Origin of the sequence: Streptomyces yangpuensis, assembly GCF_024666385.1 — a bacterium.
GTDB lineage: Bacteria > Actinomycetota > Actinomycetes > Streptomycetales > Streptomycetaceae > Streptomyces > Streptomyces yangpuensis.
On sequence record NZ_CP102514.1, the window covers coordinates 4,037,719 to 4,055,490 of the forward strand.

The following is a 17,772-nucleotide window of genomic DNA, read 5'->3' on the forward strand; positions in this document are numbered from 1 at the left end:
AGTGGATGGAGCAGCGTCAAGGGCACGGTCACGACGGCCGCGCGTGACTCAGGCGACGGGTTCGGGCTGGTCGGCTTCGACGGGACCCTCGGGCATCTCGCGGAGCCGGTAGACGGGCGAGAAGGCGATCCACACCACCGGCAGCGCGATACCCGCGACACCGACGGCCAGGGCGGCGCGCAGCCCGAACAGGGAGGCCAGCGAGCCGGCCAGCAGGGCGCCGAGCGGGATGGTGCCGTAGAGGATGAGCCGGTAGCTGGCGTTCATCCGGCCCAGCAGGCGGGCCGGTGTGACGGTCTGGCGCAGGGTCAGCGAGTTGACGTTGAAGACGGCCAGGTGGAAGCCGTGCACGGCGAGTGTCCCGCCCAGGATCAGCAGGGAGAGCAGGCCGGTGTCCCCGGGCACGAGCAGCAGTACGGGCGACAGGCAGGCCAGCAGTGTGACCAGGCGCAGCGCCGGGCCGAAGCCCAGGCGCTTGCTGATCCGGCCGGAGAACGTGGCGCCCAGCAGCGCGCCGACCGAGCCGGCCCCGACGACCAGGCCGAGCTGGAACGGGCTCAGTCCCAGGGACCTCACCGCGTAGACCAGGAAGACCGTCGTCATGACGTTCTCGAACAGGTTGAACACGGCGGACTGCGCCGCCAGGTGCCGCAGGATCCGGCTGCCGACGACGGTGCGCAGGCCTTCGACGATGTCGGCGCGGACCGACTTCGGCTCGGCGGGCCGCTCGGGTTCGGCCTCCGGCCTGCGGATCCACCACAGGGCGACGGCCGAGGCCAGGTAGGTGGTGGCGCCCACGGTCAGCGCGACGGGCGCGGTCAGCGCGCCGACCAGGAAGCCGGCCAGGCCCGGGCCGGCGATGCCGGCGACCGAGTAGCTGGCCGTCATCTTGCTGTTCGCGTCCGCCAGGTCGTTCTTGTCGACGAGTCCCGGGATGTAGGAGAGGATCCCCACGTCGAAGAGGACCGTCGCCACGCCGGCCATGAACCCGACGACGTAGAGCCACGGGAGCGAGAGCACGCCGAGCAGGTGGGCCACCGGCAGGGCGCCGATCAGCACCACCCGGACCGCGTCGGAGGCGATCAGGGTCGGCCTTCTGCGCCGCCGGTCGAACCAGACTCCGGCCAGCAGGGTCACCAGTACGTACGGGGCGAACCTGGCGACGTTGAGCAGGCCGATCTGGAACGCGCTGGCATTCAGGGTGAGGACGGCCGCCAGCGGCAGCGCGATGTCGGTCACCTGAGAGCCGACGAGGGAGACCGTCTGCCCGCTCCAGAGTTTGACGAAGTCCCGGTTGGCCAGGACGCCGCGGCGGCTCGCGGTGTCCTGGTTCGCCTGCGTGGTGGTCATGCTCTCGCCCCCTCTCAGTGGGCCAGTCCCGCGCCGACGGGCTGCGGGGCGGCAGCGTCGGTGTGCAGGTTGAAGGCGCGGTGCAGGACGCGGGCGGCCTCGTCGACCGCACCGGAGGCGACGTGGCAGGAGACGCGGCTGGGGGTGCTGGTGACCAGCACCGGTCTGATGCCGGTGCGCTCCAGGGACTCCAGGATCCGCAGGGTGACCTCGGCCCGGTTGCCGCAGGCGTCCCCGGCCACGCTCACACTGCCGAGCTCCTCGTCGTGGACCTTGGCCACGGCGCCGACGTCACCGAGGGCGGCGACGACCGCCTGCGGTTCGGCGCCGGGCGAGGTGAAGCGGAGCTCGCCGGGGCTGCCGATGATGGATCCGACGGGCAGCCCGTGTCCGGCGAGCGCCGCCGAGACCTGGGCCGGCGTCAGGCCGTCGACCTGGTAGAGCGGGTCGTGCCGGCGGTGGGCGACACCGATGATCCTGGCCGTCTCGAACATGTCGTTCTCCTCCCTGGATTCAGTGATCCACGTGCCGGGCTCGCCGGTGAACGAGGACCGGACGTGGATGGCGACACCGTGGGCCGCCGCGAGTTCGACCGCCCGCGGCTGCATGACCTGGGCTCCCGCCTCGGCGAGCTGGAGCATCGACTCGTGGCTGAGCCGGTCCAGTCGCCGCGCGTCGGGGACGACGCGGGGGTCGGCGGTGAAGACACCCGGGACGTCGGTCCAGATGTCGCACTCGGGCAGCCCCAGCGCCGCCGCCACGGCGATCGCCGAGGCGTCGGAGCCGCCGCGGCCCAGCGTCGTGACGTCACCGTCGTCGGTGACGCCCTGGTAGCCGGTGACCAGCACGATCAGCCCCTGCTCCAGGGCGGCCACGATCCGGCCCGGGTCGATCGACTGCATACGGGCGTTGCCGTGCGCGGTGTCGGTCAGCACCCCGGCCTGGCCGCCGTTGAGGGAGACGGCGCGTTCACCGAGCTCGTGCACGGCGATCGCCGCGAGCGCGCACGACATGGACTCGCCGACCGCCAGGAGCGCGTCCAGCTCCCGCGCGTCGGGCTGCGTCGTGAGGCCGTTCGCCATCTGAAGCAGGTCGTCGGTGGTGTCCGACATCGCGGACAGGACCGCGACGACGTCCGCCCCGGCGCGCCTGGCCTCCACCAGCCGCTGGGCAACCCGGCGCAGCCGGTCCATGTCGCCCACCGAGGAGCCGCCGAACTTCCATACGACCGGCCGCAGTACGCGCCCGGACGGTTCTGCCGCGGACAGGGATGACACAGCTGACACAGGTCCTCCCCGTCCCTAGCGCGCGGCCGACTGGTCGGCGACCAGTCGGACCCAGCTCGCGAAGAACGCCAGGCTGTGGCTGCGCCACAGCCGCAGCGGCTGGTCCAGGTCCACGCCGACCGGTGCCCTGACGCCGGCCACCTGCTGGTCGACGTCCCGGTGGTACTCCTCCGCCAGGCGCGAGCCGTAGTACTCGGGGTGGCCGGTGTGCATGAGGACGGAGTGGTCGTAGGACTCGGCGATCACCGTGCCCGCGCCATCGGCCCGGGCCAGGGCGCGGACCGTGGTGCTGGCGTCCAGCGCCTTGTCGTCGAACCCGGCGAAGCGGCTGTGCGTCGACCAGAAGCGGTCGTCGAGGGCCGAGGCGACGGGGCCGTCCTGCGCGAGCAGCTCGGTCTCGTACATGCCGGAGATCTTGGCGCTGTAGATGTCCTTGGGCAGCCCGTAGAGCAGGTGGCCCACGCCCATCGCGCCCCAGCACAGGCCGAGGATCGGCGAGCCCTGCGCGTGGACGTCCTGCACCATGTCGTTCAGCTCGTCCATGAACCGCACCTCCTCGAAGGGGAGGTGCTCCACCGCCGCGCCGCTGACGATCAGACCGTCCAGCGGTGCGTCCGCCGTGGCCTCCTCGTAGGTGCGGTAGGTCGCGGCGATGCGGTCCGGGTCGTCCAGGTGGTAGCGGCGGGAGGAGATCCGGATCCACTGCAGTTCGAACGGCTGGGCCAGCGACAGCTGCGGCATCAGCCAGTTCTCGTACTGCTCCGCGTGCGGCATCAGGTTGACGATGCCGATGCGCGGCGGGCGGCCGGGGAGTCCGGATATGAGGGTGCTCATCGGCCGGCCTCCGCGGCGAGGTCCGACTCCAGCGTGGCCAGCGCGTCGCGCAGGATGGCCACGGCGTCGTCGGCGACCTCACGGGTGATGTTCAGCGGCGGCAGCAGACGGACGACGCAGTCGCCCCGGCCGCCGAGCTCGACGATCAGCCCGCGGCGCAGTGCCTCCTGCTGGAACCTGGCGGCGACCGCGGTCGCGTCGAGGGGTCCGCTTCCGGCCATCTCCATGCCGAGCATCAGGCCCAGGCCGCGCACGTCGGAGACGAGCTCGCTGTCGCCGAGCCGCTTCAGCTCGCCGAGCAGGTGCTCGCCGATGACGCGGACGTGCGGCAGCACCTGGTCGCGCTCGACGACGTCGAGGAAGGCGTTGGCGCTGGCGAAGGCGAGGTTGTTGCCGCGGAACGTGCCGATGTGGCTGCCCGGCGTCCAGGTGTCCAGGTGCTTGCGGTAGAGGATCGCGGCGACGGGCAGGCCCATGCCGGACAGGCCCTTGGAGGCCACGACGACGTCCGGGGTGATGCCGTACTGCTCGAAGGCGAACCAGGTGCCGGTGCGTCCGCAGCCGGTCTGGACCTCGTCCACGATCAGCGGGATGCCGAGCTCACGGGCGGTGTCCGCGACCCGGCGGACGAACTCGGGGCGGGCCGGGATGGCCCCGCCCTCGCCCTGGACCAGCTCCATGATGATCGCGGCCGGCAGCTGCACCCCGCCGTGGGTGTCGGTCAGCGTGTTGACCAGGACGTCGGCGCAGTTGGTGGTGCAGGTCTCCGGTGCCAGACCGATCGGGCAGCGGTGGCAGTAGGAGTACGGGGTGAAGTGGATGCCCGGCAGCAGGTTGTGCAGGCCGGTCTTGGGCGCGTGCTCCGAGGTGAGGGACATGGCCCCCTGGGTGGAGCCGTGGTAGGCGCCCTGGAAGACGACGACCTGGCCGCGGCCGGTCGCCTTCTTGCACAGCTTGATCGCGGCCTCGACGGCGTCGGAGCCGGTGGGGCCGCAGAAGTGCATCTTGACGTCGTCGCGCATGTGCTCGGGCAGCATCGCGATCTGACGGCGCTTGAACTCGTCGCGCACCGGCGTCGGGAAGTCGAGGCCGTGGGTCAGCTTCGGCAGCTGCTCGGTGACGGCGGCGACGAGCTCGGGGTGGTTGTGGCCCAGGGCGAGGACGCCCGCGCCCGAGAGGAAGTCGATGTAGCGGCGGCCGTCGAGGTCGGTGATGTAGGAGCCGGAGGCCTCGGCGATCGCGACCGGGATCCGGCGCGGGTACGTACGGGCGTTGGACTCGGTGGCGGCCTGGCTGTCGAGCAGCACGCGTCCGTTGGGGCCGGGCTGGGTGAGGTCGACCGCCGGTTTCGGTGAGGTCGCTTCAAGAGTCTGCATGATCGTCTCTCTCAGAGGTCGGAGCCGGCCGCCTGGGCGGCGACGAGGTCGGCAGCTCCCTGCTCGGCGACCAGGCGCCGCTCAAGGCTTTCGACGATGGCTTGGGAGCGCAGCGCCAGCAGGCTGAAGGAGCCCGCGTCGCCGAGACCGTGCGTGGACTCGCACAGGCCGTTGACGAAGATCGGCGGGACCTCGCCCTCGAAGGCGGGGTGCGGGACGACGCCGTAGTCGTAGCCGACGGACAGCGGGCGGCCGTCCGTCACGCCGAGCACGTCCGTCAGGTCCTTGAGCAGCGGCGGAAGCTGCTCGGTGCGGCCGGTGATACCCAGGTCCAGGTAGCCGGTGGCCAGAACCACCCGGTCGGCGTGGATCCGCTCGCGCTCACCGGTGATGTGCTCGGTGACGTCCAGCGCGACGCCCTCGGCGGTGCGCTCCACGGCCTCGACGCGGCGGTTGGTGTACAGCCGGACCCGGTCGCGTCCGTCGAGCTCGTCCTCGTACATGCGCATGTAGAGGGCGCTGACCACGTCCGCGTCGGCGGCCGAGTAGTTGGTCGGGCGCAGCTGGTCGCGCAGCCGCTTCTTGCCCTCTTCCGTGGCGTTGAAGTAGTAGTCCACGAACTCCGGGAAGTAGACCTCCTCGGAGAACGGGCTGGTGTCCTTCAGGCGGTAGCCGAAGCCGGTCATCACGTTGACGATGCGGGCGGCGGGGAAGCGCGCGATGAGGTCGAGCACGACCTCGACGGCGCTCTGGCTGGCCCCGACCACGGCGAGCGTGCCGTCGAAGTCCCGCTCCAGACCGGCGATGTTGGGCAGGAACTGGGAGGTGTGGAACAGGTGCGGGGCCGGCACGCCGGTGAAGACCGCGGGGACGTTCGGGGTACGGCCGGGGGCCACGACGACGGAGCGGCCGTGGTAGGTCTTGCCGTCGGCGGCGGTGACCTCGACCAGCTGGCCCTCGGCGGTCGGCGTCACGCCTATGCCGGTGACCTCGCAGCCGTAGTCCACGTCGGCGCTCACGTTCTCGGCCACCCACTGGACGTAGCGGGCGTACTCCTTGCGGAGCGGGTAGTGCGAGGGCAGGTTGAGGTGTTTGAAGAGCCGGCCCTGCTCGTGCAGGAAGTTGGTGAAGGTGTACCGGCTGCGCGGGTTGCGCGGAGTCACCAGGTCGCGCAGCGGATTGTTCTGGATGTCCGAGCCGTCCAGGAGCATGGCGCGCTGCCAGTAGGGGCCGGGCTCGCGTTCCAGGAACTTCACCCGGGCCTGCGGCCACAGTTCCTCGAACGCGACGGCGACGGCGACGTTCGCGGGTCCGTATCCCACGCAGAGAACGTCATAGACATCGTGCACGTTGAACCTCCAGGGTTGATGTGCGCGGCATGCCGTCGGCATGCCGGCTGGTTCACGGACGGGAGACCGCCTGCACGTCCGCGCAAGCGCCGTCGGTGTACGGCCCGGCCGCGTGACGGCCGGCGAAGAACGCACCGTCGCTGAGGGTCCCCGCTGCGTGCGGGACCGCCCACTGAGCGGCGTCCGGGCCGGTGAGGTCGCTTGCCGGCGAGAGGCCGGCGGTGTCCCCGGCCGCTGTATCGGTGTCCGCATTTCTGGTCATTTGAACTGCAGCTTCCGTCGCCGTCCGAGATGTAATGAGCTTTTCACTGACCGCTACCGGTTGCCTTCCGCCGGGCTTCCGACCGTGCGGTATCGTCCACAAGCGCAGGTCATCAGGTGGGGGTGGGAGTCCCGTATCCGTATACGGCGGACGGGATCAGGAGGGGGCTGCGTGACATTCGAGTTCCGTGTTCTCGGGCCGATCACGGCATGGCGCGACGGACTCGCAGTCAGACTCAACGGGCGCAAGACGAGGTCGGTACTGGCCGCGCTGCTGCTGCGTTCCGAACACGTCGTCCCGGTGGAACGACTCGTCGCGATCCTGTGGGGGGAAGCGCCGCCGCCGACCGCCGTGGCCCAGATCCAGAAGTGCGTGTCCCAGCTGCGCGGAGAGCTGGGGCCGGAGCTGATCATCCGGTCGGGCAACGGCTACCGCCTCCAGCTCGGCGAGCACCGGTTCGACCTGCAGGCCTTCGACCGGGCCGTCGCGGACGCCAGGGCGGCGCTCGCGCAGGACAGGCAGCTCGACGCGGTGGAGGCGTACTGCGCCGGCCTCGCCCAGTGGCGGGGGGAGCCACTGGCCGACGGCACCGAGGAGCTGATCCGGACCGAGTCGCCGGCGCTGGAGGAACGCCGGATCGGCGTCGTCATGGAACGCATCGAGGCGGAGCTGTCCCTGGGCCGCCACGGCGAACTCGTCAGCGAACTCAAGGCGCTCGTCGGGGAACAGCCGCTGCGGGAGCGGCTGCGCGGTCAGCTGATGCTGGCGCTCTACCGCTGCGGGCGGGTGGCCGACGCCCTCGCCGTCTACCAGGCCGGGCGCACCCTGATCGCCGAGGAGCTCGGCCTGGAGCCGGGGAGCGAGCTCCAGCGGCTCCACGAGGCGATCCTGGTCGGCGGTCCCGCGCTCGACCTGCCCCGCAAGGCGCCCGACGAGGTGCCCGAGCGCGTCTGGTCCCCCATCGCCGCCGTCGTACCGGCCCAGCTCCCGCCGTCCATAGCCGACTTCACCGGACGCGCCGACCAGGTCGGCCGCATCCGCGAGACGCTGACGACGGGAGACAAGGAGTCACTGGCGCTCGTCGCCCTCTCGGGGAAGGGCGGGGTCGGCAAGTCCACCCTCGCGGTGCAGGCCGCCCGCCGGGTGGCCGACCAGTTCCCCGACGGACAGCTGTACATACGTCTGCGCACGGCCGACACGCGGCCGCTCGACCCGCTGGTGGCGCTCAAACGCTTCCTGCGCGCGCTCGGCGTCGGGGAGGAAGGCATACCGGACGACCTGGAGGAGTGCAGCGAGCTCTTCCGCAGCCGGACCGCCTCCTCCCGCATGCTGATCCTCCTCGACGACGCCGTCAGCGAGGCGCAGGTGAGACCGCTGCTCCCGGGCTCACCCGGCTGCGTCGTGCTGATCACCAGCCGGCCGCGGCTCAGTGGTCTGGAGTCCGCCACCCACGTCGACCTCGACGTGTTCAACGCGGAGGAGTCCGGCGCCCTGATCGAACGGATCGCCGGCCGCGACCGCGTCATCGGCGACGAGGCCACCACGGCGGAGATCGCCCGGCTGTGCGGCTACCTGCCCCTGGCCGTCCGGATCGCGGCCGCGCGGCTCGCCCAGCACTCCCGGGGCGGCATCACCCGGTTCGCCCGCCGCCTCGCCGACGAGCGGCGGCGCCTGGACGTGCTGGTCTCCGGCGACCTGGAGGTACGGGCCACCCTGGAGACCGGCTACGAGGAGCTGGAGCCGCGCGAGCGCGAGGCGTTCTGCCTGCTGGGCCTGATCGACACACCGGACTTCGCGTCGTGGTTACTGGCGCCGCTGCTGGGCATCACCATCGACGAGGCCGAGGACCTGATCGAGGAACTCGTCAGCACCCAGCTCCTCGACGTCATCGGATGCGACGCCGCCGGCCAGACCCGCTACCGGTACCACAACCTGGTCCGCCTCTACGCCAGGGAGCGGGCCCAGGCCGAGTACTCGCAGGCGCAGTGCCGCGAGGCCCTGGCCAGGGTGCTGGAGGGATGGCTCACGCTGTCCACCACGGCGGCGCAGCGCATCACCGGTGCGCGGGCCCGGGAATGGCCGGCGGCGGCAGGGGGTGCGACGAAGCGCTACGACGGATTCGACCGCTCCGACGTCGACTACATCGTCGAGGACCCGTACCTCTGGTTCGAGGCGGAGCGTCCGGCCCTGGCCTCCGCGATCGCGATGGCCTGCTCGAACGGATTCGGCCGGATCGCCTGGGAACTGGCCGACAGCACGACCGACTTCCTGGAGATGCGCCACCACTACGACGACTGGGAGGCCGGCCACCGGCTCGCCCTGGCGGCGGCCGAGGCCGACGGCGATGCCGCCGGTGTCGGCGTCATGTCCCTGCGGCTGGCACGGCTGCGGTGCATCCGCCGGGATCCCGAGGCCGGCCTGGAGCTCGTGGACCGGGCGGACGCCGCCTTCGAGGAGCTGGGCTTCGACGCACTGCGCAGCGAGTGCCTGGTGATCCGGGCGGGAGCGCTGCGGGCACTGGGCCGGCTGGGAGCCGCCCTCACCGAGGTGAGCCGGGCCGCCGAGGCGGCGCTGGCTTCTGAGAGCCCTCTCGAACAGGCGGTGGCCGCCCGTGAACTGGGCACGATCCGTTACGAGCAGGGGCGCTGGGAGCTGTCCTCGGACGCCTTCCAGGAGGCGGTCCGGCTCAGCGGTCTGGCCGGTCACCGGCGCGAGGAGGCCCTCGCGCTGCGCCACTGGGCCGTCGTACTGCGCCACCGCGGGGAGCTCCAGGAGGCGAGGGAGAAGGCGGAGACGGCCCTCGCGGCCTTCCACGAGCTGGGGGACCGCCCGTACGAGGCGTTCAGCGGCCTCACGCTGGGGCTGAGCCTGCTGGAGCTGCGCGACCCCTCGGCCCGGCGGTTCATCGAGGAGGGGCACGCCGTGCTGCGGGACATGAACCTGGAGTTCGGCATGGGCGAACTCTTCTACGTGCTGGCCTCCCTGGAGCTCGCCGACGGCCACATCGACCGGGCTGTCGAGCGGCTGACCCAGTCCATCCGGCTGCTGGGGGCGGAGCCGGTCCACCACGTGCTGCTCTCCGCCGTCGAGTTGCTCTGCCAGGCGCTGGAGGCCGAGGACCCGGCCGCCGGCCGGGTCCTGCGCATGGAACTCGCCGAGCTGGCCGCGTGTGTCGGCACTCCCGCTCCGGCCCACTGCCTCGACTCGATCCTCGCCCAGGTTGCACGCAGAGTCACCGGAAGGAATCCGGTAGTGACTCTGCCTAGAGTTCCCGTTCTGCAACCGATCCACTGACCACGGAAACGGACGGGAACCATCGTGAAGAAGACCACCATCCACGTCGACCCACGCGCGATGGCGGAGAGCAAGAGATCAGGCACGGACGTCATCGGCGTGCGCAGGCCTCTTGCGGTGGAAGGACTCTGAGACAGACCGGGGGGCTGCTCCGCACATGCGTGTGACTCTGGTGAACATGCCGTGGGCGTCGTTGGACACGCCGTCCCTCGCGCTGGGGATCCTGCATTCCATCGGCCGCTCCCACCGGGCGGAGGTGGAGACGGTGAACGCCAACCTGGACTACTTCGACTGGGCGGCGGAAGCGATCGGACTGCAGGTCGAGGACTACGAGTTCTTCGCCAGTCACGCGTACTTCGAGGGCTACGGGGACTGGGTGTTCTCCGGCGCCCTCCACGGCGTACCGCAGTGGCGGGTGCGTGAGTTCGAGGAGCAGATGGCACCCGGTCTCGGCCCGCACCTGCGGGACGTGTGCCTGGCCCTGCACGAGGCGTCCGCACGGTTCGTCGGGGAACTGGCCGAGAGGATCGCCGGCACCGGCCCGGACCTGGTGGGATTCACCACCACGTTCCAGCAGAACACGGCCGCCCTGGCCACGGCCGCGGCGGTCAAGAGGCTGTCGCCGGGCACCGCCACGGTGCTCGGCGGCGCCAACTGCGACGGACCGCAGGGAGCGGCCCTGCACCGCAACTTCCCCGCCGTCGACTACGTGGTGCGCGGCGAGGCGGAGCGGGCGTTCCCCGCGCTGCTCGGCGTGGTCCGCGGCGAGGTGGAGCCGGGGACGGTCCCCGGGCTGTGCTGGCGCGGCGACGACGGTGCGCACCGGGCGAACGACATGCCCCGGTTCCCGCTCCCGCCCGGCGAGTTGAAGCAGCCGGACTACCGGCCGTACTTCACCCGGGTGCAGAGGTCCGCGGCCCGCTCCCGGATCGAGCCGAAACTGGTCCTGGAAGGGTCCCGCGGCTGTTGGTGGGGCGAGAAGCACCACTGCACGTTCTGCGGGCTCAACGGATCGTCCATGGCCTTCCGCAGCAAGGCCCCCGAGACGTTTGTCAACGAGATCGTGGAGCAGGCCCGGCAGCACCAGGTGCTCGACATCATGGTCGTCGACAACATCCTCGACATGGGATACCTGCGCAGCGTGCTGCCCGCCCTGATCGACCTCGACCACGATCTGCGCTTCCACTACGAGATCAAGTCCAACCTCCGCCACCGCCATCTGAAGACGCTCGCCGACGCCGGTCTGGTGCAGGTGCAGCCCGGCATCGAGAGCCTCAGCAGCAGGGTGCTGCGCCTGATGGACAAGGGCGTCACCGGCTGCCAGAACGTGCGCCACCTGCGGGACGCCCAGTCCGCGGGCCTGTGGGCCACATGGAACTACCTCTACGGGTTCCCCGGCGAGAAGGATCGCGACTACACCGAGGTGATCCGGCAGTTCCCCGCCCTCGCCCACCTCACCCCGCCGGACGGCGTCACCCGCATCGAGATCGAGAGGTTCAGCCCCTACTTCGACCGGCCGGAGCTGGGCTTCGCGCCGCTGCGGCCGGCCTCCCACTACGGCGTCGTGTACGACCTGCCGGAGGCGGAGCTGTACGACCTGGCCTACCTCTTCGACGCCCCGCACGCCGGCATCGGCGAAACCGTCGCGAAGGAGCTCGGCGCCGCCGTCGAGCGGTGGCGCGACCAGTACCCCCACAGCAGCCTGACCCGCTACGACATCGGATCGAGAATCGTGCTGACCAACCGGCGGGAAGACTTCGACTGGACGACGAGGACCATCACGGACCCCGTCGAGGTGGCCGCGTTCCGGCTCCTGGAGGACCCGCGCAGCGTCCAGTCGCTGACCCACCGGCTCAGCGCCCGGTGCACCGCCAGCGTCTCCCCGGCCCGGGTCGCGGAACTGCTCGCGGAGTGGGGCGAGGCCGGGCTCCTCTTCGAGGACGCCGGCCGGTACGTCCACGTCGTGCCCCTGGGCACCAACGCGGAGCTGACCCGCCTGGGCGGCTCGGCCCCCGACCTGACCCGGGACTTCACCCGGGCGCCCGGCCCCGCGCAGGGCCCCGGGGCCGCCTCGTGAGCCTCGCCCGCAAAGCGGTGATCGACCTCTGGCGGGACTACCGCGACCACGCGCGGACGCTCCCGGGCATGCACCTCGGCAGCATCACCGTCGCCGAAGCCTCCGTGGACGCCGCGCACACCGCCCGCGAGCTGTACCGCACGGGCGTGCGCAGGGCCGAGTTCAGCGCCCTCGTCGATCTGTCCGCCGCGGCCGAACCGGCCTGCGCCGTACGGGTCCTGGACCTGCTCCGGGAGCTGACCGCCTGGGGCGTCGTCGTCGACTGGCGGGTGCGGCTGCCCGACGCGGGGGCCTGCCGGACCGGCCCGTCGGCGTACACGCTCAGCCATCTCTACCCGCCGGCCCGGGTCGAGGGCCCGGCCGACGCGGCCGAACTCCGGTCGGCCTGGGCCGAGGGCTTCTTCCTGGGCAAGTGCCTCGTCCGGAAGGGGCCGGGCTTCCTGGAGATCCGCGACCACCGGCCCGGCGTGCTGAACCGGATCGTCATCGACGAACCGGACTACCTCGCCGCCGTGCGGGCGGTGCGGGCGGACCCGTCGGCCGACGGTGTCTCCCCCGCCGTCCGGACCGACCTCGCGGCGGAGTCGCTCCTGCTCGCCGTCGGTGACCTCTGGTGGTGGGCTCCCCACCGGCCGCACCGCTGGCCGCAGCCGCCCTTCCGGGTCTGACCGGGGGCCGGGGCCGCCGCGTCCCGGCGGCTCAGAAGACGGGGAGGGCGGTGAGCGTCGTGCCGTCCAGGAGGAACACCCGGTTGGCGTCGGCCGTGATCCAGTACCGGTCGGGGTTCTTGACGATGCGGAAGACCCACGACGTCCGGTTGCCTTCCGAGAGGTCGACGACGTTGATGCCGCCCTCCGTCCTGTTGACGGCGACGGACCACAGGCCGTTGCCCTGCACGACGAGCGGGCTGGGCGGGTCGCATTCGAACAGGCCCTGGAAGACCCAGTCCGTTCCGCGGCCGGTGCGCAGGTCGTAGCGCAGGGGAACGTTCAGGGCGCTCGCGTACAGGTGATCGCCGTGGATGGTCGGCGGCCCCCAGAAGAACGGTGTGCCGTTCGGCGGCTCGGGGTTTTCGGCCCTCCAGAGCTCCTTGCCGTCGACGATGTCGAGGACGGTGAGGTTCTTGCCGGTCACGCACAGGCTGCGGCCCGAGACGGCGGCCCTGGCCCGGCCGTCGTCGGACTGCTTGCGGCGGTCCCACACCGTGCGGCCGCCGGCCGTGTCCAGGGCGACGACGGACCCGTCCGCCGCCGTGACGACGAGCCGGCCCTGGCCCACCAGGCCGCGGGAGGCGGCGTCCTTGCCGAGGTCCGCGTCGATACCGACGGTCCAGCGGATCCGGGCGTCGGAGCGGCCGATGCTGCGCACCCGACCGTCCTTGGTGATCACGTAGACGGCCTCGTCGTCCGCGGCGAGGAGGGAAGCGGCCTCCGCGGGCGAGGTCCACTTCGGCTCGCCGGTCGAGGCGACGAAGGTCATGAGGGTGCCGTCGCGGTCGGCGGCGGCCACCAGACGGTCGGAGAGGGACAGGTAGCGGCCGGCGGCCGCCACCTTCTCGGCCGACCAGCGGAGCGTGCCGTCGACGACGCCGCGTGCGGCGATGCCGCCCTTCGGTGCCCCGACGATGACGACGTCCCGTACGGGCAGGGGCGCGGGTGTGGCGTCCGAGACAGCCGAGGGGACGCTCCACAGCGGTGCGGGAGTCTCCCCCAGGACGTAGTCGCCCTTCTTCATGTCGAAGAGCTTGCCCTCCGGAGTCTTCACGGCTGCGGGGATGTCGAAGGGGCCGGACCGGCGGCTCCACCACGCAGCCGTGCCGCCGCCGACCGCCAGTACGGATCCGCCGGCGACGAGACCCGTCAGCAGGCGGCGACGTGACACGGGGCGCGGTGCGAGCCCGCCCGGCACGGTGGTCAGCCGGTTGAGGCCGTGCTCGCGCGTCGTGATGTCCTGCGCGATCGCTCCCTTCCGCCAGAGCCGGTCGGCGCCCCGGGGCGGGGCGGACGACCGGACGATCCGGTCCGGGAGCGGCCGCGCCGCCGCGTCCTTGGCGAGACACGGGCCGATCAGCGGCCGGAGTGCGGGCGGTACGCGGTCCAGGCGCGGCTCGCCGTGGACGACCTCGTACTGCACGGCCGCGACGTGCGAACCCTCATAGGCGTGGTGCCCGCTCGCCGCGAACACCAGGACCGCGCCGAGGGAGAAGACGTCCGCCGCCGGGCCGACGCGCTGTCCGAGGACCTGCTCGGGCGCGCCGTAGCCGGGGGTGACCGGGACCTGGCCGGTGGCGGTGAGGGTGAGGCCGTGTTCGGGGCGGGCGATGCCGAAGTCGATGACGCGCGGGCCCGCCACGGTGAGCACGATGTTGGCGGGCTTCAGGTCCCGGTGGACGAGGCCGGCGGCGTGGATGTCGCGCAGCGCCCCGGCGAGGGCCGCCGCCAGGGCCCGTACGGTCGGCTCGTCGAAGGGGCCGTGGGCGCGTACGGCGTCGGCGAGCGTCGGCCCGGTCAGGAACTCGGTCGCCATCCACGGCCGCCCGCCGTCCGTCCGGGCGTCCAGGACCCGGGCCACGGATTCGCTCTCGACGGCCCGGGCCACCTGGGCCTCGCGGACGAAGCGCCGCCCGAGGTCCGGATCGTGCGCCAGGTGGGGGTGCAGCACCTTCACCGCGGCCGCCCGGCCCTCGCCGTCCTGGCCGACGTAGACCTTGCCCATGCCGCCTTCGCCGAGGACGGCGAGGATGCGGTACGGGCCCAGGCGGATCGGGTCTCCGGATTCGAGGGGCTTCATGGTGTGTGCGGCTTTCTGTGGGGTGCTCAGGCGAGGGGGTACGCGGCGACGTACTCGCCGCCGATCGCGATGAGCCGCCCGGCGGACGCGTCGGCGAAGTACCGGGCCCGGGCGGCCTTGAACGGGTGGCTGACGGCGCCGGTCCGGATGTCGGTGGCCACCAGCCCCGACGAGGCGCCGGCGTAGGTGTACACGTACGAAAGCCCGACGGCGGGCGGGGCGGCCAGGTCCTCGGGGGCCACCGCGCGGCTCTTCTCCGCCCAGCGTGGGGCGCCGGTCACGGCGTCGAGGGCGACGAGGCCGCGGTTCTCCTCGACCGCGTACACCACGCCGTCCTTGACGGCCGGGGGCCCGAACCGGGCCTTCGGGGTCAGGCCCTCGAAGCGCCAGACCGGCTTGCCGTCGGCGAGGCCGAGGGCGACGAGTTCGCCGGCTCCCGGGTACACGTGCCGGTCGTCCACCGCCAGGTGGGCCCGGTTCAGGACCGGCTGCGCGCCCTGGAGCGGCTTGTCCCACAGCGCCCTGCCCGTCAGGGCGTCGTGGACGACGAGGCGCGGTTCGGCGTCCGCGGACTGCTGGACGAGGACGAGGTGCCTGCCCACGGCCCGGGCGGACAGGAAGTGCAGGTGCGGGGAGGCGGCGGGGCGGGCGGGCAGCGGCACTTCCCAGAGCCTGCCGCCGGAGCGGGTGTCGACCTTCAGCAGGAACCAGGTCTGGTCCTTGCCGAAGCCGTCGCGGGTGTGCGTGCCGCGGCCCCCGGCCAGGTAGACGGCGTCGGCCGTCGCGCAGAGCAGCTGGGTGCCGTAGAGGATGGCCCGCAGGTCCTTGAGTTCGCTGAAGGGGGCGTTGAGCTTGCCGGTGGCCGTGTCGACGGTGGAGACGCGGAGCGGGTCGGCCTCGTCGAGGGTGTAGTCGGCGGCGTAGACCTTCGTGCCGTCGGTGGTGGTGCGGCGCATGAAGTAGACGGCGGGGTCGGCCCACTTGGCCGCGCCCGTCGCGGGATCGAGGCCTTTGAGGCCGTACTCGCCGACGAGGAGGAGCCCGTTCAGGAGCAGCGGCGCGGGCGGGATGCGGGGGTCGGCGTAGCTGACGGGCTCCTGCCAGAGGAGGTCCCACGCGGGGTCCTTGGCGGGGGCCGGGGGTTTCGCGGTGGTGGAGTCCTCGCGGTCGAGCCAGGCCCAGGCGCCGGCTCCGGCGGCGGCCGCCCCGAGGAGGGACCCGCCGCCGAGGGTGAGGAGCCTGCGGCGGGAGAGGCCGGACGGGGGCGGGGGCGTGCTGCTCGGGAGCGGTGGGGTGAGGGTGTGCTCCGGTGGGGCCGGCAGCCGCGGGGGCGGGGCGTTCCAGACGCCGCCGACGCGGCGGGCGATCTCCATGCGCAGCGGCTGGGGCAGGTGCCCGGCGAAGGAGCCGCCGTCCTGCCCGGGGTGGAGGAGGGCGGCGAGGCCGGAGGTGGTGGGGCGGCCGGCGGGGTCCTTGTCGAGGCAGCGCGTCAGGACGGGGACGAGGGCGGCCGGGACTCCGGTCAGGTCGGGGTCGGCGTGGCGGACGCGGTACATGAGGTCGGCGTGGCGCCCGCTGCCGAAGGGACCGTGGCCGGAGGCGGCGTAGGTGAGGACGCCGGCGAGGGCGAACACGTCGCCCGCGGAGGTGTGTTCCAGGCCGGTCGCCTGCTCGGGTGACATGAAGGCGGGCGTGCCCGCGGCGGTGCCGGTGCGGGTGAGGTGGTCGTCGCCGAGGGCGCGGGCGATGCCGAAGTCGATGACCTTGGGGCCGTCGGCCGTGATCATCACGTTGGAGGGCTTGAGGTCGCGGTGGACGACGTCCGAGGCGTGGAGCTGGGCCAGGGCCGCGCACAGCAGGGCGCCGAGGGCGCGTACGGCCGGCTCGGGGAGCGGTCCGGCGAGGGAGACGGCCTCGTCGAGGGGCGGGCCGAGCACGTACTCGGTGGCCAGCCAGGGGGTTTCGGCGAGCGGATCGGCGTCGAAGACGCGGGCGCCGTGGACGGGACCCATGACGCGGGCCGCGTCCACCTCCAGGCGGAAGCGGGTGCGGGCGGCGGGGTCGGCGGCGATGCGGGCGTGCATCGTCTTCAGCGCCACGGTCCGGCCGGTGGCGGAGCGGGCGAGGTAGACGGTGCCCATGCCGCCGCTGCCGAGACGGGCCACGAGGCGGTGGCCGCCGAGGGTGTGCGGGTCGTCGTGGCTGAGGGGGAGGAGCGCGCTGAGCGGGGTGAGTGGCGTCAGCGGCGTCAGCGGGGTCAGCGGGGTCAGCATCAGCGGTCGGTCCAGGGAGCGGGAACGGGGAGCTCGGCCGCGAGGATCCGCGCCGACTGGTGCGCGAGGGCGACGACGAGGGGCGCCGGCAGGGGCATCGGGCCGGCCGGTTCCGGGTGCGGGAAGAGCTGGTGCGCCTGAGGGCGCCGCCCGGGATCGCGGGAGAGGCACGCCGTGACGGGTTCGCGGAGGAAGGAGGGCAGCTCGTCGCGTTCGGGGACGGTGTGGCCGGTCGCGGCGTAGGCGAGCACCGCCCCCAGCGCGTACACGTCGCCCGGCGGGCGGGGCCGCCCGCCGGCCGCCTGCTCCGGGGCGAGACAGCCGGAGTCGAGGCCCGGCAGGCCGCTGCGCGGCTCGCCGTCGGGAGCCGCGGCCCGTACCGCGCCGAAGCCGCTCAGGAGGGGCCCGTCGGCGGTGAGCAGGACGGCGGCGGGGGACAGGCCGGCGTGCGGGACGCCCTGCGCGTGCGCGGTGGCCAGCGTCCGGGCGAGGGCCGCGCCCAGGGCCCGTACGACGGGGTCGGGCAGCGGCCCGCCGTGCGCGCGCAGGGCGCCGGGGAGCGGGACGGCGGGAACGTACGGGCCCGCGCACCAGGGCGGCTCCGCCCCACCGCCGCCGACCTCGCCGACCGGCAGGAACCCGGGTACGGAGAGCCGCCGGGCCCCCTCGGCCTCGATGGCCCAGCGGGTCGGGTCGACGCCGGGGCGGGGAAGCCGGGCGAGAAGGGTACGACCGTCGCCGCTTCCGCTGCGGACGACGAACCGCCGCTCGGGGGCGGTGCTGTCCGGCTCGGCGTCGAGCCGGGCCAGCGCGACGTACGCCCCGACCCGCACGGGGTCGTCATGACGCAGCGCTTCCATACGTGATCTCCCCCGCCCGAA

At 72.8% G+C, this 17,772-nt stretch carries 12 protein-coding genes; 3 read left to right on the forward strand and 9 right to left on the reverse strand.

Features of this window, described 5'->3' with window-relative positions:
- Positions 1–48 precede the first annotated feature (48 nt).
- The 6 genes from NRK68_RS18475 to NRK68_RS18500 are packed head-to-tail and all read right to left on the reverse strand — an operon-like array spanning position 49 to position 6,457.
- Positions 49–1,350 (reverse strand): MFS transporter, encoded by a 1,302-nt coding sequence (locus NRK68_RS18475; protein WP_183066603.1) that lies wholly within the window; start codon positions 1,348–1,350, stop codon positions 49–51.
- 14 nt (positions 1,351–1,364) lie between these two features.
- Positions 1,365–2,636: an aspartate kinase gene (locus NRK68_RS18480; RefSeq protein ID WP_183066604.1), complete on the reverse strand. Its 1,272-nt coding sequence runs from the start codon at positions 2,634–2,636 to the stop codon at positions 1,365–1,367.
- Between the two features lie 15 nt (positions 2,637–2,651).
- Positions 2,652–3,470 (reverse strand): homoserine O-acetyltransferase/O-succinyltransferase family protein, encoded by an 819-nt coding sequence (locus tag NRK68_RS18485; RefSeq protein ID WP_183066605.1) that lies wholly within the window; start codon positions 3,468–3,470, stop codon positions 2,652–2,654.
- Positions 3,467–4,846: an aspartate aminotransferase family protein gene (locus NRK68_RS18490; protein ID WP_257856251.1), complete on the reverse strand. Its 1,380-nt coding sequence runs from the start codon at positions 4,844–4,846 to the stop codon at positions 3,467–3,469. Before NRK68_RS18490 ends, NRK68_RS18485 begins: the two co-directional genes overlap by 4 nt.
- An 11-nt stretch (positions 4,847–4,857) precedes the next feature.
- Positions 4,858–6,237 (reverse strand): lysine N(6)-hydroxylase/L-ornithine N(5)-oxygenase family protein, encoded by a 1,380-nt coding sequence (locus tag NRK68_RS18495; RefSeq protein WP_220818888.1) that lies wholly within the window; start codon positions 6,235–6,237, stop codon positions 4,858–4,860.
- Between the two features lie 10 nt (positions 6,238–6,247).
- Positions 6,248–6,457: a hypothetical protein gene (locus NRK68_RS18500; RefSeq protein ID WP_183066608.1), complete on the reverse strand. Its 210-nt coding sequence runs from the start codon at positions 6,455–6,457 to the stop codon at positions 6,248–6,250.
- Positions 6,458–6,628: 171 nt separating this feature from the next.
- On the opposite strand from NRK68_RS18500, the gene NRK68_RS18505 reads away from it, so the two are divergent.
- The 3 genes from NRK68_RS18505 to NRK68_RS18515 all read left to right on the forward strand — a co-directional run bounded on the left by NRK68_RS18505 (position 6,629) and on the right by NRK68_RS18515 (position 12,496).
- Positions 6,629–9,751, forward strand: coding sequence for an AfsR/SARP family transcriptional regulator (locus tag NRK68_RS18505; protein WP_257856252.1), 3,123 nt, complete (start codon positions 6,629–6,631; stop codon positions 9,749–9,751).
- Positions 9,752–9,908: 157 nt separating this feature from the next.
- Positions 9,909–11,828, forward strand: a complete 1,920-nt coding sequence (locus tag NRK68_RS18510) for a RiPP maturation radical SAM C-methyltransferase (RefSeq protein WP_257856253.1) — start codon at positions 9,909–9,911, stop codon at positions 11,826–11,828.
- A complete protein-coding gene (locus tag NRK68_RS18515) occupies positions 11,825–12,496 on the forward strand; it encodes a DUF5825 family protein (RefSeq protein WP_183066611.1) in 672 nt (223 codons plus the stop codon). The genes NRK68_RS18510 and NRK68_RS18515 overlap by 4 nt, the downstream gene beginning before the upstream one ends.
- A 31-nt stretch (positions 12,497–12,527) precedes the next feature.
- Here NRK68_RS18515 and NRK68_RS18520 read toward each other — a convergent pair whose 3' ends face one another.
- Genes NRK68_RS18520 through NRK68_RS18530 form a run of 3 tightly spaced genes read right to left on the reverse strand, consistent with a single transcriptional unit; the run spans position 12,528 to position 17,751 of the window.
- The gene (locus NRK68_RS18520; protein WP_257856254.1) at positions 12,528–14,618 is read right to left on the reverse strand and encodes a serine/threonine-protein kinase; all 2,091 of its coding nucleotides are present in this window, start codon (positions 14,616–14,618) and stop codon (positions 12,528–12,530) included.
- A gap of 26 nt (positions 14,619–14,644) precedes the next feature.
- Positions 14,645–16,891, reverse strand: a complete 2,247-nt coding sequence (locus tag NRK68_RS18525; protein ID WP_257856255.1) for a serine/threonine-protein kinase — start codon at positions 16,889–16,891, stop codon at positions 14,645–14,647.
- Complete coding sequence (locus NRK68_RS18530) at positions 16,891–17,751, reverse strand: protein kinase family protein (protein WP_257856257.1); 861 nt, start codon at positions 17,749–17,751, stop codon at positions 16,891–16,893. The genes NRK68_RS18525 and NRK68_RS18530 overlap by 1 nt, the downstream gene beginning before the upstream one ends.
- Positions 17,752–17,772 lie beyond the last annotated feature (21 nt).

Coding starts and splice junctions, on each gene's coding strand:
- NRK68_RS18530 (WP_257856257.1), bottom strand. CDS start 17,751: ATGGAAGCGCTGCGTCATGACGACCCCGTGCGGGTCGGGGCGTACGTC.
- NRK68_RS18520 (WP_257856254.1), bottom strand. CDS start 14,618: ATGAAGCCCCTCGAATCCGGAGACCCGATCCGCCTGGGCCCGTACCGC.
- NRK68_RS18510 (WP_257856253.1), top strand. CDS start 9,909: ATGCGTGTGACTCTGGTGAACATGCCGTGGGCGTCGTTGGACACGCCG.
- NRK68_RS18475 (WP_183066603.1), bottom strand. CDS start 1,350: ATGACCACCACGCAGGCGAACCAGGACACCGCGAGCCGCCGCGGCGTC.
- NRK68_RS18490 (WP_257856251.1), bottom strand. CDS start 4,846: ATGCAGACTCTTGAAGCGACCTCACCGAAACCGGCGGTCGACCTCACC.
- NRK68_RS18485 (WP_183066605.1), bottom strand. CDS start 3,470: ATGAGCACCCTCATATCCGGACTCCCCGGCCGCCCGCCGCGCATCGGC.
- NRK68_RS18500 (WP_183066608.1), bottom strand. CDS start 6,457: ATGACCAGAAATGCGGACACCGATACAGCGGCCGGGGACACCGCCGGC.
- NRK68_RS18525 (WP_257856255.1), bottom strand. CDS start 16,891: ATGCTGACCCCGCTGACCCCGCTGACGCCGCTGACGCCACTCACCCCG.
- NRK68_RS18495 (WP_220818888.1), bottom strand. CDS start 6,237: ATGCCGACGGCATGCCGCGCACATCAACCCTGGAGGTTCAACGTGCAC.